The organism is Mariniflexile ostreae, assembly GCF_042427585.1.
GTDB lineage: Bacteria > Bacteroidota > Bacteroidia > Flavobacteriales > Flavobacteriaceae > Pseudalgibacter > Pseudalgibacter ostreae.
In genome coordinates this window covers 17,340-32,906 of sequence record NZ_JBHMFC010000003.1, presented here as the reverse complement: position 1 = coordinate 32,906, position 15,567 = coordinate 17,340, and the positions used below count along the sequence as shown (strand labels likewise).

Sequence of the window (15,567 nt, the reverse complement as noted above, 5' to 3'; positions counted from 1 at the left end):
GTAAAAAAAAGCTAATGCTTATTTTTTTTCATTGTTTCGCTAATGATTTTATTTATCACGTGCTGCCAATAATATTTTACATTTATGTATTTCGTTATTCATCTGAGATTCTGGTATTGTTTTTATGGCTTCTTGAATGAGCTGCCTGAATTCATTTTTAATCGGAGTTAAATAGTAAAACACCCACTTGCCTTCTTTTACCTCCTCTACTAGTTTCGCGTTTTTTAATAATTTTAAATGACGTGACACATTATATTGATGCTCACCCAACACCTCTACAATTTCTGAAACACAAATCTTTTCATTTATATTGGTAAGTAGCCAGACTATCTTTAGCCTGGTTGCATCCGATAAGGCTTTAAATGTTTTAATTTGGTCATCCATAATCTACAAGTTTTAACATATGTGTTTTTACACATATTTAAACAGGTGCAAATATATAAAATATATCAAACCATAAACATACTTTTATATCTTTTCTTAAAAAGAACTAAAACACACGGACAATACCCCCTTATTTTTAAACATAAAAAAACCTAGAGGGGTTAGGCTCTAGGTTTTACATATTATGATTTAAAAAAAAATTACTTTACTAAATTAATTTCGACACGTCTATTCTGAGCCTTACCCTCATTGGTATCATTAGTGGCAATAGGCTTGCTTTCACCATAACCTATTGCAGATAACCTAAAGGGATCAATACCATTTTCAATTAAGTAGCGTTTAACGGCATTCGCTCTAGCATCTGATAATTTCTGATTTAACGCATCACTTCCAGAACTATCGGTATGACCTTCTATAGAAAACTTAGCTGTAGGATATTCATTTAAAATATCGATAATATCTTTTAAAACACCATTAGATACCGATCTTATAGTCGATTTTCCAGTATTAAACAAAATTGTTTTAGCGTAGCTATTTAAAGTCTTTTGAACCTCTTCTGTAACTACAGGTGCTTCAACAACAACGACTTCAGGACATCCGTTATTGGCAACTGTACCTGCTTCTTCTGGGCACTCATCGTCTTTATCTGGTACCGAATCGCCATCCGTATCGGGCCATGGACAACCATAGTTTTCTATTGGACCTGCAACTTCTGGGCACTTATCTATATTGTCTAACACCGTGTCACCATCTTTGTCTCCCCAAGGGCAACCGTTGTCCTCTACAGGACCAGCTTGATCCGGACACTCATCGACATGATCTAATACCGTATCACCATCTTTGTCTCCCCACGGGCATCCATTGTTTTCCAGAGGGCCTGATTCTTTTGGACACAAATCCAGTTTATCAATAACACCATCATTATCCCTATCTCTTGGTTTTCCTTGATAAATAGGAATTTTCAAACCAGCATATACGTCTGCCCCTTGGCTATCGTCACCCGATAAAACAGATAACACCGATCCTGAGCCAATGTATAACGGTCCAGCTCGTAAACCTGCTCCAACCTGAAAACCATTATGCTCTATAATACTAGCAGGAATATAAAAACTAAACCACTTACTTTCAAAACGAGGCGTTAACGATACGACGTTTGAAATATGACTAGCTGTTGTTTTTGTTTTTGAAACAAGTGAAAAGTCGGTATTCAAATTCACATAAAACCTTTTGCTAAAACTCCAATCGGCATTAAAATGCAATGCCGTTGGTAAATTAGCTTTATAACCTATTTTGGAGCTTGTTAAGGTATATAAATTATTCAAAATACCATTAACATCGTCTTCACTATCGATATCATCTTCACTTACAGTATTAGTAACATCAAAAACTTCCTCTAATCCGTTTTTGTATTTAATTTGTCCTAAATCTGTTAAAGACAGCCCTATTTTCAATTTATACTTATTTTCATGCTTATGTGTGTAAGAAGAACCATCTGCGTTACTCGTAGTATAATCAGCATGGTTTGGTCGCCATTCATAAACAAAACCTAAATCTGCTCCAAATCCTGTAGCATCTGGAAGATCATAATCGTAATTATCATTATCAAACTCATCAAACCGACCGTAAGACACCTCTCCTGTAGAGGTTAGTCGCCCTGTAGTTTGCCCCCCTCCTAAAAGGGTACCATCAGCATCGTAATCAACTGTAAGGTTCTTCCCTACAGCATAAGCGCTTCCAACACCTTGTAAATATTTTAAAGTAAGCCCTCCTTTTAAAAAGTGTTCATCTTTGTTCATCAACACTCTGGCATACGTTACCCCTAACTCTGCCCAAGCATGACCAATGGCGTTAAAATCACCTTCATTGAAATTAAAATCGTCTGAATTGTCATTATCAATAGCATCAATTGCCTCTCCATTAATTTCATTTATATTAACAAAAGAGCGCGCTCTAGTAAAAATGGCTAAAGAGCTCTTTTCATTCAGGTTAAACATAAATGACGGCCCCATGATATCCACATTAAGTCCTATATTATTATCTGAAGAAGGGTGTTTTTTTGCACTCAGGTCAAAATCATAATCGGATTTAATAGCATCCATAATGTTCACACCATAATAATCATTACCGCCAAATGCACTAACGCCCGCCAAATTGATATCCACTTTAAAACGAGAATCTGCAATATTTGCTGGGTTTGAAATCACACTGTTTACGCCACTGTAATTATCGCTAAGGTAACCGATATACGACTGTGCCTGAGCACAAAAAATGCTTAAAAGAAACAAACTAGTTAAAGTAATTTTTTTCATAATTGTAGTCTTGGTTAAAAATCTATAAGGGCAAAAATAGCGTTTTTATCGGCATTGTGTTAAAAACATATTAATTTGTCATTAAACCATATCCCTTTAACAAATAGCTTAAGTCTATAAAACACACATGGCGCCTAATCGTCTAAAATTTAAAAACAGAGGCATCACATAAAAAGATAACGAGCTGTTTTTTTAAAATTAGAATTTGATGCGACAAATCAATAAAGAGATACAACTCAAATAAAAACAGCTGTTCCAAATCCATACAGACTTCTATAAAGTAGGATTGTATTGTAATAATTAAAAGAGTATTAATCAATTCAAAAGAAAAATCTTTAGCATGTAAATTTTAACTTTTAACTTCGTCAGATAAAACAAATGTACCATATTACTATCGTAAATTAAATATGATACAGTAATGTACAACTGGCAAAAAAAACTGACATGAAAATTTACACCAAAACCGGCGATAAAGGCACCACGGCATTATTTGGCGGTACACGCGTACCCAAACACCATATCCGTATTGAAAGTTATGGCACCATAGATGAATTGAATTCACATTTAGGATTAATACGCGACCAAAACATTCACCAAGATTACAAAGATTTAATTATACATATTCAAGACAGGCTATTCATAATAGGCGCTATTTTAGCGACCGATCCCCAAAAAGCCATTTTAAAAAATGGAAAAGAACGCTTAAATATTGCTAAAATCACTACTGAAAACATAGAGAAACTGGAACGAGAGATAGACACCATGAATGAAGTTTTACCACCAATGACACACTTTGTATTACCAGGAGGGCACCAAACCGTGTCATTCTGTCATATTGCGCGTTGTGTGTGCCGAAGGGCAGAACGTTTGGCTTCTGCACTGAATGATTTAGAGCCTTTTGAGCCCGAGGCATTAACTTATTTAAACCGCCTTTCCGATTATCTTTTTGTATTGGCACGAAAGTTGACTTACGACTTACAAGCTGCGGAAATAAAGTGGATTCCAGAAAAAAGTTAAACCTACTCTTGGAATACTTTAAAGGCTTTATTTCTTAGTGAAATCAATGCTTTAACTAGCATAACTTTAGCTTGTTTATCGTAAAAAAAAAACGTTCTTAAAATTAATGATTAAATAATTCATTTTTTCCTTGTGTGTTTAAACAAAAATTTTATTTTTGCAAAAAATTAAACGCACAAAAACATGTATTGGACTTTAGAATTAGCATCTTATTTAAGTGATGCGCCTTGGCCAGCAACAAAAGACGAACTTATAGATTATGCAATTAGAACAGGCGCACCGCTTGAAGTTGTAGAGAATCTACAGTCTATTGAAGATGAAGGCGACTCTTATGACTCCATTGAGGAGATTTGGTCGGATTACCCAACAGATGAAGACTACCTCTGGAATGAGGATGAATATTAATAAAGCATAAAGAAATTAAAAAAAGTCTCGATTTGAGGCTTTTTTTTGTACCCAAATCTTTATAAAATCACAACAAAACGTATCTTTGATCATATTTAAAAACAAAAACATCTAGGATATTCCTAGTTAAAACATAAAACATATACGCATGAATTTTTTAAATTCGGTCTTAAAAATATTTGTAGGAGACAAATCGAAACAAGATATACAGGCCATCACTCCCATTGTTGAGAAGATTAAAGCCGTAGAGAGTAGTATTTCTAACCTTTCTCATGACGAGTTAAGAGCTAAAACAGCCGAGTTTAAAGCTACTATCGCCAAAGCCATCCAACCTATTAACGACGAAATAGCGAAGCTACTAACTGAAGCGGAAAATACAGAAGATATTGATAGACGGGAGGACATCTATCAAAGCGTCGATAAATTAAAAGACGACGCTTATACTAAAACCGAAGATGTTTTAAATACTATTTTACCAGAAGCATTTGCTGTAATTAAGGAAACAGCAAAACGTTTTACCAACAACACTTCCATTACCGTCTCTGCATCGTCTTTCGATAGAGAATTGTCGGGAACAAAAGAGTATGTAACCCTAAATGGCGATCAAGCTACATGGTCAAACTCTTGGGATGCCGCAGGAAAACCCATTACTTGGGATATGGTACATTACGATGTACAACTTATTGGAGGTGTTGCAATGCATCAAGGTAAAATTGCCGAAATGCAAACAGGTGAAGGTAAAACCTTGGTTGCTACCTTACCCATGTACTTAAATGCTTTATCTGGAAAAGGTGTACATCTAGTAACTGTTAACGACTATTTGGCCAAACGTGATAGTGCATGGATGGCCCCTATTTTTCAATTTCATGGCTTAACTGTAGATTGTATTGATTACCACAGACCAAACTCACCAGAACGTATAAAAGCTTATAATGCCGATATCACTTATGGGACTAATAACGAATTTGGTTTTGATTATCTACGCGATAACATGTCACATTCTCCTGAAGACTTAGTGCAACGCCCACATCATTTCGCCATAGTGGATGAGGTGGATTCCGTTTTAGTAGATGATGCACGTACCCCATTGATTATATCTGGCCCGATTCCACAAGGAGAACGCCACGAGTTCAATGAGCTAAAGCCTAAAGTTGATGATATTGTTAACGTACAACGTAAATATTTAACTGGTGTTTTAGCAGAAGCTAAAAAATTAATCCATGAAGGAGATACCAAAGAAGGTGGATTCCAATTGCTTCGTGTCTATCGTGGTATTCCAAAAAATAAAGCACTGATTAAGTTTTTATCTGAAGATGGTGTAAAACAATTACTCCAAAAAACAGAAAATCACTATATGCAGGACAACAACCGCGAAATGCCAAAAATCGATGCGGAGCTGTACTATGTTATTGAAGAAAAAAACAATCAAATAGAACTTACCGATAAAGGGATTGAATACCTTTCCGGAAAAGATAATCCGAACTTTTTCGTAATGCCAGAAATAGGCATCGAAATTGGAAAAATTGAAGCACAAGGGCTCTCTGCTGAAGAAGAAGCCAATCTTAAAGAAGAACTATTTAAAGAATTTGGTGTAAAATCGGAGCGTATCCATACTCTAAATCAATTATTAAAAGCCTATGCTTTATTTGAAAAAGACACCCAGTATGTGGTAATGGATAATAAAGTTATGATTGTAGATGAACAAACCGGACGTATTATGGACGGGCGTCGTTATAGCGACGGGCTTCATCAAGCAATAGAGGCCAAGGAAAATGTGAAAATTGAAGATGCAACCCAAACTTTTGCTACGGTAACACTTCAAAATTACTTCAGAATGTACCGTAAGCTATCTGGTATGACAGGAACAGCGGTAACAGAAGCAGGTGAGTTTTGGGAAATATACAAATTGGACGTGGTTGAAATCCCTACCAATCACCCCATTGCTCGACATGACAGAGAGGATTTGGTATTTAAGACCAAGCGAGAAAAATACAATGCTGTTATTGATGAAGTTACACAATTATCGCAAGCAGGACGCCCTGTACTTATAGGAACAACATCTGTTGAAATTAGTGAACTTTTAGGTAAAATGTTGACGCTAAGAAAAATTTCGCACAACGTATTAAATGCTAAACAACATAAAAAAGAAGCAGATATTGTTGCCGAAGCAGGGAATTCAGGACAGGTAACCATTGCCACCAATATGGCAGGACGTGGTACCGATATTAAATTATCTGCAGCTGTTAAAAAAGCAGGTGGTTTGGCTATTGTAGGTACAGAACGCCATGACTCGCGTCGTGTAGATAGACAGTTACGTGGTCGTGCCGGTCGTCAGGGGGATCCAGGAAGCTCGCAATTTTACGTGTCATTGGAAGATAATTTAATGCGTTTATTTGGTAGCGAACGTATTGCAAAAATGATGGATAAAATGGGATTGAAGGAAGGCGAAGTCATCCAACACTCTATGATTTCAAAATCCATTGAACGTGCACAGAAAAAAGTAGAGGAAAACAACTTTGGTGTTCGTAAACGATTATTGGAATATGATGATGTTATGAATGCGCAACGTGAGGTAGTTTACAAGCGTCGTCGTCATGCTTTGCACGGAGAACGTCTGCGAGTAGATTTAGCAAACATGATTTTTGATACTTCCGAAGGCATTTCAGATACCAACAAAGGTGCTAATGATTATAAAAATTTCGAATTTGAATTAATTCGTTATTTCTCTATGAGCTCGCCTATTACCCAAGCCGAATTTGGTAAATTATCGGCACAAGACATCACTTCTAAAATTTACAAAGCTGCATTCGAACATTACAAAACAAAAATGGCACGTAATGCAGACATAGCTTTTCCTGTGATTAAAAACGTATATGAAACACAGCGCGATAAATTTAAACGTATTGTGGTTCCTTTTACAGATGGCATTAAAACCCTTAATGTAGTTACCGATCTTGAAAAAGCTTACGAAACCAATGGAAAACAATTAATAACAGATTTTGAAAAGAATATTACGCTCGCTATTATAGATGATGCCTGGAAAACGCATTTACGTAAAATGGACGAGCTAAAGCAATCAGTACAGCTGGCCGTACATGAGCAAAAGGATCCATTACTTATTTATAAGTTTGAAGCTTTTGAACTGTTTAAAGGTATGATTGACCAAGTAAATAAGGAGGTTATCTCTTTCTTGTTTAAAGGGGAATTGCCTCAAGAAACACAAAACACGATACAAGAAGCGAAACAAACCCCTAAAAAAGAAAATTTACAAACACAAAAAGACGAAATTCCTAATCTGGATGAGCGTTCTGCACAAAACAGAGCTGCAGGCAACACGCAACAACAGCATGAGGTGGTAGAAACCATTGTACGCGATCGCCCTAAAATTGGCCGTAATGATCGGGTTACCATAAAACATGTTATGAAAGGAGAAAATAAAACAGTGAAATATAAACAAGCTGAACCTTTATTGCAAAGTGGCGATTGGGTTTTGGTTGAAGATTAGAAAAATCTTTACTGTAAAAAAGAATTCCATAAAAAACCCCTGATAGATATCATATCTATCAGGGGTTTTATTTAAAATTGATGAGTTTATAAACTCTAATTAATATTGATTTCTGTTTTCTTATCTCCTTTCTTATTAGAAAACTCTACACCTTCCTTATCTATGCTAAAGGACGTACCATCGCTATTCTCTGGCTTAGGCGTTTCAACTTGTTTTTCTATAATAATTTTTTCTGTTTTTGTTTTTTCTTCACGACAGCTTACCCCTACTAAAATAGCAAAACTCGTTAGAATAAATATTACGTTTTTCATGGTTATAGTGTTAATTAATTTATAAACGCAAGGTACAAGCTTATAGCGCTAACAGCATTACAATAGTTTTATTATACGTTATACAATTACCATACATATTTAAAAAATATCAACACTAGTTTTGAACGGAAATACAGAAGTCGCCAAGCTAAACTATATGTAAAGTCTTGATTTAGAAACATTTTAACTTTTTGAAATGCGAAAAACCTATCAAACAAATATTGATTTTAAGTAAAGAACCGTCAAATAGAATAGGCAAAAGAAGTCACTTTACTTTATTACCAGCACAACGTAGTGGTTTCACAAAACAACTATTTAAAGAATTAGTGGCCCACATACTAACGGCTCATGATTGCCGCCATTTCTTTTTGAAGCGCTTCTGCATTTAAAGCTGCAGCTTTTGCAAAGTCTTCATTTTTAGAAGCGTAAATAATACCTCGTGAAGAATTAATAAGCAAACCTATATTTGCAGTCCTCCCATATTTACATACCTCTTGCAGATTACCACCTTGAGCACCAACTCCAGGTACCAATAAAAAAGCCTCAGGAATAATTTTTCTAATCTCTGCTAAATACTCTGCTTTGGTTGCTCCAACTACATACATTAAATTTTGAGAATTTTTCCAACGTTTTGATGTTTCTAGCACATGCTTATATAATTCCTTTCCATCAACTTCTTGCGTCTGAAAATCAAATGCGCCTTTATTTGAGGTTAAAGCCAACAAAATAGTATGTTTATTCTTAAAGGCCAAAAAAGGCTCTACAGAATCTTTGCCCATATAAGGAGCCACAGTAACAGAATCGAAAGCTAAATCCTCGAAAAACGCTTTAGCATACATAGTACTCGTATTACCAATATCGCCACGCTTGGCATCTGCAATGGTAAAAATTTCTGGATGCTTTTCATTTAGATATGCAATCGTTTTTTCCAAAGCTTTCCATCCTCTAATTCCATAGGCCTCATAAAATGCAGTGTTAGGCTTATAGGCCACACATAAATGGTGAGTAGCATCGATTATCGCCTTATTGAAAGCAAAAATGGGATCCTCTTCTTTTAGAAGGTGCTGTGGAATTTTATCTAAATCCACATCCAATCCAATACAGAGAAAGGATTTTTTTTGTTTTATCTGTAAGATAAGCTGGTCTGTTGTCACGTCTTATGCTTTGCTGTTCCAATACATCCTAAGTATTACAGGGAAAGGAATCCATTATTAACTGTTTTAAATTTGAATGCAAAAAATTCACTCTCCTACAAATAGGAGCCTATTAAATCATATCTGTATTCGCCTTTAGCTTCTCGGTGTTTTCTGCCAATTGCAATTCATCGATAATCCTTTGGATGTCGCCATTAACAATATTTGAAAGATCATAAAGCGTTAAACCTATTCTATGATCGGTAACACGTCCTTGTGAATAATTATAGGTTCTAATTTTAGCACTTCTATCTCCAGAAGACACCATACTTCCCCGTTTGGCAGCATCTGCCTCATTCTTTTTAGCCAATTCCATTTCGTATAAACGAGAACGCAAAACCTTAAAAGCTTTTTCCTTATTTTTATGTTGCGATTTTTGATCTTGACATTGCGCCACCAAGCCTGTTGGTGTGTGGGTTAATCGAACTGCCGAATAAGTAGTGTTTACCGATTGCCCACCAGGTCCTGAGGAACAGAAATAATCAATCCGAACATCTTTAGGGTTTATTTCCACATCAAACTCTTCAGCTTCTGGAAACACCATTACAGTAGCAGCACTAGTATGCACACGTCCTTGTGTTTCTGTTTGTGGCACACGTTGCACACGGTGTACACCCGCCTCGAACTTTAAAGTTCCGTAAACATTTTCTCCTGAAACCTCAAATTGAATTTCTTTAAATCCGCCGTTTGTTCCTTCACTAAAATCTACAGTATCGACCTTCCATCCCTTACTTTCGCAATATTTACTGTACATTCTGAATAAATCACCAGCAAATATACTAGCCTCGTCTCCTCCTGTTCCAGCACGCAATTCTACTACTGCATTTTTAGAATCTTCAGGATCTTTAGGGATTAAGAGCATTTTTATCTCCTCTTCCAATTTAGGGATACCTTCCTTAGCCTCGTCGTATTGCATCTTTGCCATATCCACCATTTCCGCATCACTACCGTCGGCAATAATAGCTTCAGCTTCTTCCAAATTATCCTTAAACGCCATATACAGCTCACGCTTATCCATAAGGGCACGCAAGTCTTTGTATTCTCTATTGAGTTCTATATAACGCTTTTGATCCGTCATGATATCAGGCTGGATAATCAAATCGCTAACCTCATCAAAACGCTGCTTTACTATCTGTAATTTATCTAACATCTACTTTTTTAAATTGGGACTCAAAAATACGATAATTTATGGATTTTTAATATATTCAAATAAAGTCTTCTTTTCAAACATCAACAAAAAAAAGGAGGCCAGCCTAAAAAGCCAACCTCCTTTTGAACATTATTTTGCTCAAGTGCCTATTTACCCACATTTTGAAGAACCGCAGTCCTTGCAGGTTAAACAACCTTCTTGATAGATTAAATTTTGCGATTTACAACTGTCGCACTGTTGCCCTTTTGCTTTAGTACCATCTTCTACATAATGTTTTAAAGCACGTACAACACCGTTTTTCCAAGTATTTATCGACTCGGTATCTAGCTGCAAGCTATTAATCAGGTCTACAATTTTATCAATAGGCATACCATGGCGCAAGGTGCTGGAGATTAGTTTAGCATAATTCCAAAATTCTGGATTAAATTTATGCGACAAGCCTTCAATAGTCGTTTTATACCCTCTTCTATTTTTATATTGAAAGTCATATCGCGTACTGCCGTCTTCATTTTTATTTTTTATAATCAAGCCCTTATTTACCCATCTCGGAATTAAAATACCATCTTCATCATCGGTCAATCCTGTAAAAACTTCATAAGGTTTGTCGTCAATTAAGCCAACAAATGCAATCCATTTCTCTTTATTATTTTGAAAACGCACCACATTGGCCTCTAAGGTTTGTGGCCGTTTTGTTGGGAACGATGTTAAAATGCCCTGAGGCTTATCCTCTTTTTTTTCTTCATTAGAAATCAAAACTCCAGAACGCGAACCATCTCTATATACCGTTACCCCTTTACAACCTACTTCCCATGCTTTCATATACAAATCGCCCACTAATTCTTCAGAAACATCATGAGGCAAGTTGATGGTTACGCTAATGGAATGGTCTACCCATTTTTGGATAGCCCCTTGCATGCTCACCTTACTCATCCAATCCACATCGTTAGACGTTGCTTTAAAATAAGGCGACTTTTTAATCAATTCGTCAATTTCGTTTTGCGAATAATTTTTTGAACTATCCATGCCGTTCACGTCCATCCACATTTTAAACTTATGATGAAACACGACGTATTCTTCCCAAGAATCTCCCAATTCATCAACAAAATCGACCCGAGCCTCTTGATCATTAGGATTCACTTTCCTTCTCCGTTTATATACCGGCATAAACACAGGTTCTATCCCCGAGGTTGTTTGCGTCATTAAACTTGTTGTTCCTGTAGGCGCAATAGTTAACAGGGCTATATTTCTTCTACCATGTTCTAGCATGTCGTAATAAAGCTTTCCGTCTGCCTCTTTTAAACGCTGAATAAAAGGATTGTCTTTTTCACGTGCGGCATCAAAAATGGAAAACGCACCACGCTCTTTGGCTAAGTGTACAGAGCCACGATAAGCTTCAATAGCTATGGTTTTATGCACCTCTAAAGCAAAGGCGTTTCCTTCCTCACTACCATACTGGATGCCCATAGCCGCAAGCATGTCGCCTTCAGCCGTTATGCCAATACCTGTTCTGCGCCCTTCTTCGGCTTTCCTCTGGATATTTAACCATAAATTACGTTCTGTGGCCTTCACCTCATCCAATTCTGGATCGGCAGCAATTTTTTGCAAAATATTATCGATTTTCTCTAATTCTAAATCAATAATATTATCCATAATCCGTTGTGCTGCTGCAATATGTTTTTTAAATAATTTAAAATCAAAGGCAGCCTGTTTTGTAAAAGGATTATCCACATACGAAAACAGGTTTATAGCTAACAAACGACATGAATCATAAGGACACAATGGAATTTCGCCACATGGATTGGTAGACACCGTTTTATACCCTAAATCGGCATAGCAATCTGGGATAGACTCATTTATTATAGTATCCCAAAACAAGATGCCTGGTTCTGCAGATTGCCATGCATTATGTACGATTTTTTCCCAAAGCGTATTGGCATCAATAGACCTAGAAACTTTAGGTTGGGCACTAAAGACAGGGTATTTTTGAGTGTATGGTGTTTTATTTTTAACCGCTTCCATAAAGCCATCATCAATTCTTACAGATACGTTGGCCCCCGTAACTTTTCCTTGCTCTAATTTTGCATTTATAAAGTCTTCTGAGTCCGGATGGTTGATAGAAACAGAAAGCATAAGTGCTCCCCGTCTACCATCTTGCGCTACTTCTCTAGTTGAGTTCGAATAGCGCTCCATAAAAGGCACGATACCGGTTGATGTTAATGCAGAGTTTTTAACAGCAGACCCTTTAGGACGAATGTGCGACAAGTCATGTCCCACCCCGCCACGACGTTTCATGAGCTGCACTTGCTCTTGATCGATTTTCATAACGCCTCCATAGGAATCTGACTCCCCTGAGTTTCCAATAACAAAACAATTGGACAAGGAAGCAATCTGGAAAGGATTTCCAATACCTGCCATTGGACTGCCTTGCGGCACAATGTACTTGAAATCTTTTATAAGGTTAAAAAAATCGTCTTCAGTAAATGGGTTTGCATATTTAAGTTCAACTCTTGCCAATTCTTTAGCAATACGGCGATGCATATCATCTGGAGTCAACTCATAAATATTCCCATCAGAATCTTTAAGCGCATACTTATTTAGCCATACGCGTGCAGCTAAATCATCGTTTTTAAAATAAGCTAAGGCAGCAGCAAACGCTTCTTCCTGAGTATATGTTTTAGGAGGGGTTTTGGTAAAATCTATTTTCATTATCAGAAACTATTTTAAATTAGCTTTAATATGCAAAGAAACAAAAAAATAAACAACTTAGAACATAATTAAAACCACAAAGTTTTCATACAAAAAACACAAAACACTAATTATCAGTAAAATAAAAACTTGTGAACAGCATAAAGTTCACAAGTTTTTAAAACAAACCAACACTCATTTATTTGAAAAAATTAAGCCAGACAGCTTATAATTAACCCTTAATAATCTATCAATCAGGATAAATTCATTTGTTTTTTAAGCATAAAAACACTCCCTTATGGTTTAAAAAATATAAATAAAAAGACGACCATTTCAACAGAAAGACTAGCCCCTCAAAACGTGTTGAATAAAACTACAATCACAGAGGCTTTTTCAGGATCAATTATAAAAATAATGTATCTTTGGCCAAACTAAAAATAAAATAAAAATGAAAACAATTTATGCCCTATCTTTATGCTTAACCCTACTAACCACCTACTCATGCAGCAAAGATGACAGCCCGAAAGACGAAATTACGGGAACTTTAAGCGTAGAAGAAGGTAAAAAACAATTAGAAGACAACACCGTTCTATTACTGGAAAAAATCGATAATTTTAAAGACAGTGATGCTTTAGAAGAAATAATTGAGTTAGCCGAATACCTTAAGCCTTCAAATAGTTCTAAATCCAATACTTTTAAAAAAACCTCACTTAACACCATATCAAACATATCGGAAGCACAAGCCTCTACCCAAGGTCTTGCTGCTTTTAGTGCCAAACAAGCCATCACTATCCTATCTGAACCAACACTCTTAGACGAGTTTAATGAAGAAAAAGGCACCTACGAGTGGAATGCTAATACTGAGGAGTTTGAAAGAACCGGCGATAGCGACGACATCATTTACCACATACATTATAACAACGGAAAACATGCTATTTTCAGCTTTACCGATTTTAACACCTCTTTTGCTGGAAGCAACAATAACGAAGAACTGCCTACTTTAATAAAAGCAAACCTAAAAATAGATAATATAGTAGTTTTTTCTCAAGAATATTCTGCTACATTTCAAAATGGACAATTAATTCCAGTCAAAATTAGCAACACCACAACTATTGCAGATTTCGCCTTTACGACTGTGTATACCAATAAAAACAATCAATCTATAACACAATCCTTTAATTTTAAAATAGGAAGTGAAACCATTATTGGATACAACTATACCGCTAATGGCGATTTTAATAACGAAAACGGAGAAATAGAAGACATTGTTGACCATGCAGATATCTCATTTGAGTTTTTAAACGCTGTCTTGCAAGTAAATGCCAAAGACACTAATTTTGATTCTAACAAATCATTATCTATTAATGAACAAATTGATTTATTAAACAGCAATATCTATGCAGAGCTAAGCATTAATACCAAATCTATTGCAAAAAGCGAATTTTACAAAGACCAAATCACGTATACGAACTATTTCTACAATACAAATACAGGACAATACGAAGAAAGAGAAGTAACCGAAGATAGCGTTAATGTAAGATTTTTATTTGAAGACGGCACTACAAACGATTTTGACACCTATATCGACGGTTCTTTTACAAGCATTGAAAACAAATTTGATACTGTTTTTGAAGCATACGAAAACCTTTTTGGTGGAATTTCTTTAGACTAATTAAAAAACTGCTTTAAGATAGATAGTCCGTCTTAAAGCTAATCTGAAAAAGACTATCTTATACCATGTATAAGATAGTCTTTTTTTTAAGGTATTTGAACCCTATAAGACACCGCGTTTTCTCCCGACCAATAACCAAACGCCCCATTGCTTATGTTTGTTGGTACCTGATTTGCTAAAGAAGCCCCTTCCAAAAGACTCGTAGCGTCTCCTTTAACAGATTTCCAGAAATCGAATTGCGCTTTTGTAATAGCGACAATCTTTAGCTCGATAATTTCTCCAACTCTTAGCTGATTCTCTTTTTTGCCATCATCATCAAATTTTACATATGATACAACTACAGGGAAATTTTCTGTATAAATATTTTCTGTATTAAATATAAAAGGGCGTGCAAATTCAAATTTATTTTCCTTTTCATTTTTAATAAGAATTTTAAAATATTTGTTTTTTAAAGTTTTATTATCAATAATTATCTTTATATCCTTAAAGTCCGGAAACACAATACCATCTTCAGTCCATTCAGAAAAACCAATATCCAGCACATTGGCCTTTTCCGGAACGGTTGTTTTAGATAAAAACTCTTTCCCCCTAATACTTATAGATAACTGGTATTCTTTTCCTATTTCGCCTTTTATAATGTTACTTCTATAATACAAAAAAGGAAAACTAGAATCATCGCGTTTTAAAGTTAGAATTTCGGTGTGCTCACCATCAAAAAGTTCTACTTTAGCTTTGGTCTCCATAGATTTTGCTACTTCCATAGAATCTATAATCCCTTTAAATGGCAAACTATTAGTTAAGCGAATTACAGCAAATTTATCTGTTTCTATTTGTCCTTCCACAGTAAGGCTATCCGAGTTCCAAGTTTCAGTATCATAGTCTGTACAACTGCAAATTAGCATACATACAAAAAGAAATTTCTTCATATAAATTTTA

The 15,567-nt window shown here is 35.7% G+C and carries 11 protein-coding genes; 4 read left to right on the top strand and 7 right to left on the bottom strand.

Annotated features, from left to right (window positions below):
- Positions 1–48: 48 nt before the first annotated feature.
- On the bottom strand, positions 49–384 hold the full coding sequence (locus tag ACFFU9_RS00955) for an ArsR/SmtB family transcription factor (RefSeq protein ID WP_379859486.1): 336 nt from the start codon (positions 382–384) through the stop codon (positions 49–51).
- 200 nt (positions 385–584) lie between these two features.
- Positions 585–2,693, bottom strand: coding sequence for a DUF5723 family protein (locus ACFFU9_RS00950; RefSeq protein ID WP_379859485.1), 2,109 nt, complete (start codon positions 2,691–2,693; stop codon positions 585–587).
- Between the two features lie 444 nt (positions 2,694–3,137).
- Between ACFFU9_RS00950 and ACFFU9_RS00945 the strand changes: the two genes are divergently transcribed.
- The 3 genes from ACFFU9_RS00945 (at position 3,138) to secA (ending at position 7,620) form a co-directional block, all read left to right on the top strand.
- Complete coding sequence (locus tag ACFFU9_RS00945; RefSeq protein ID WP_379859484.1) at positions 3,138–3,710, top strand: cob(I)yrinic acid a,c-diamide adenosyltransferase; 573 nt, start codon at positions 3,138–3,140, stop codon at positions 3,708–3,710.
- A gap of 183 nt (positions 3,711–3,893) precedes the next feature.
- A complete protein-coding gene (locus tag ACFFU9_RS00940; protein WP_019387375.1) occupies positions 3,894–4,115 on the top strand; it encodes a DUF2795 domain-containing protein in 222 nt (73 codons plus the stop codon).
- Between the two features lie 148 nt (positions 4,116–4,263).
- Positions 4,264–7,620, top strand: coding sequence for a preprotein translocase subunit SecA (secA, locus tag ACFFU9_RS00935; protein WP_379859483.1), 3,357 nt, complete (start codon positions 4,264–4,266; stop codon positions 7,618–7,620).
- 95 nt (positions 7,621–7,715) lie between these two features.
- On the opposite strand, the gene ACFFU9_RS00930 is transcribed toward secA, so the two are convergent.
- The 4 genes from ACFFU9_RS00930 to ACFFU9_RS00915 all read right to left on the bottom strand — a co-directional run bounded on the left by ACFFU9_RS00930 (position 7,716) and on the right by ACFFU9_RS00915 (position 12,980).
- On the bottom strand, positions 7,716–7,931 hold the full coding sequence (locus tag ACFFU9_RS00930) for a hypothetical protein (protein WP_379859482.1): 216 nt from the start codon (positions 7,929–7,931) through the stop codon (positions 7,716–7,718).
- Positions 7,932–8,269: 338 nt separating this feature from the next.
- A complete protein-coding gene (pyrF, locus tag ACFFU9_RS00925) occupies positions 8,270–9,085 on the bottom strand; it encodes an orotidine-5'-phosphate decarboxylase (protein ID WP_379859481.1) in 816 nt (271 codons plus the stop codon).
- A 112-nt stretch (positions 9,086–9,197) separates the two neighbouring features.
- Positions 9,198–10,274: a peptide chain release factor 1 gene (gene prfA, locus ACFFU9_RS00920; RefSeq protein ID WP_379859480.1), complete on the bottom strand. Its 1,077-nt coding sequence runs from the start codon at positions 10,272–10,274 to the stop codon at positions 9,198–9,200.
- A 150-nt stretch (positions 10,275–10,424) separates the two neighbouring features.
- The gene (locus tag ACFFU9_RS00915; RefSeq protein WP_379859479.1) at positions 10,425–12,980 is read right to left on the bottom strand and encodes an adenosylcobalamin-dependent ribonucleoside-diphosphate reductase; all 2,556 of its coding nucleotides are present in this window, start codon (positions 12,978–12,980) and stop codon (positions 10,425–10,427) included.
- Positions 12,981–13,407: 427 nt separating this feature from the next.
- On the opposite strand from ACFFU9_RS00915, the gene ACFFU9_RS00910 reads away from it, so the two are divergent.
- Positions 13,408–14,631: a hypothetical protein gene (locus ACFFU9_RS00910; protein ID WP_379859478.1), complete on the top strand. Its 1,224-nt coding sequence runs from the start codon at positions 13,408–13,410 to the stop codon at positions 14,629–14,631.
- A gap of 86 nt (positions 14,632–14,717) precedes the next feature.
- Here the strand turns inward: ACFFU9_RS00910 and ACFFU9_RS00905 are convergent, their stop codons facing one another.
- On the bottom strand, positions 14,718–15,557 hold the full coding sequence (locus ACFFU9_RS00905) for a DUF4249 family protein (RefSeq protein WP_379859477.1): 840 nt from the start codon (positions 15,555–15,557) through the stop codon (positions 14,718–14,720).
- Positions 15,558–15,567: the final 10 nt, after the last annotated feature.

Bases quoted from the DNA above. Each gene is read 5' to 3' on its own strand.
- ACFFU9_RS00910 (WP_379859478.1), top strand. From the start codon at position 13,408: ATGAAAACAATTTATGCCCTATCTTTATGCTTAACCCTACTAACCACC.
- ACFFU9_RS00945 (WP_379859484.1), top strand. From the start codon at position 3,138: ATGAAAATTTACACCAAAACCGGCGATAAAGGCACCACGGCATTATTT.
- secA (WP_379859483.1), top strand. From the start codon at position 4,264: ATGAATTTTTTAAATTCGGTCTTAAAAATATTTGTAGGAGACAAATCG.
- ACFFU9_RS00940 (WP_019387375.1), top strand. From the start codon at position 3,894: ATGTATTGGACTTTAGAATTAGCATCTTATTTAAGTGATGCGCCTTGG.
- ACFFU9_RS00930 (WP_379859482.1), bottom strand. From the start codon at position 7,931: ATGAAAAACGTAATATTTATTCTAACGAGTTTTGCTATTTTAGTAGGG.
- prfA (WP_379859480.1), bottom strand. From the start codon at position 10,274: ATGTTAGATAAATTACAGATAGTAAAGCAGCGTTTTGATGAGGTTAGC.
- ACFFU9_RS00915 (WP_379859479.1), bottom strand. From the start codon at position 12,980: ATGAAAATAGATTTTACCAAAACCCCTCCTAAAACATATACTCAGGAA.
- ACFFU9_RS00950 (WP_379859485.1), bottom strand. From the start codon at position 2,693: ATGAAAAAAATTACTTTAACTAGTTTGTTTCTTTTAAGCATTTTTTGT.
- ACFFU9_RS00905 (WP_379859477.1), bottom strand. From the start codon at position 15,557: ATGAAGAAATTTCTTTTTGTATGTATGCTAATTTGCAGTTGTACAGAC.
- ACFFU9_RS00955 (WP_379859486.1), bottom strand. From the start codon at position 384: ATGGATGACCAAATTAAAACATTTAAAGCCTTATCGGATGCAACCAGG.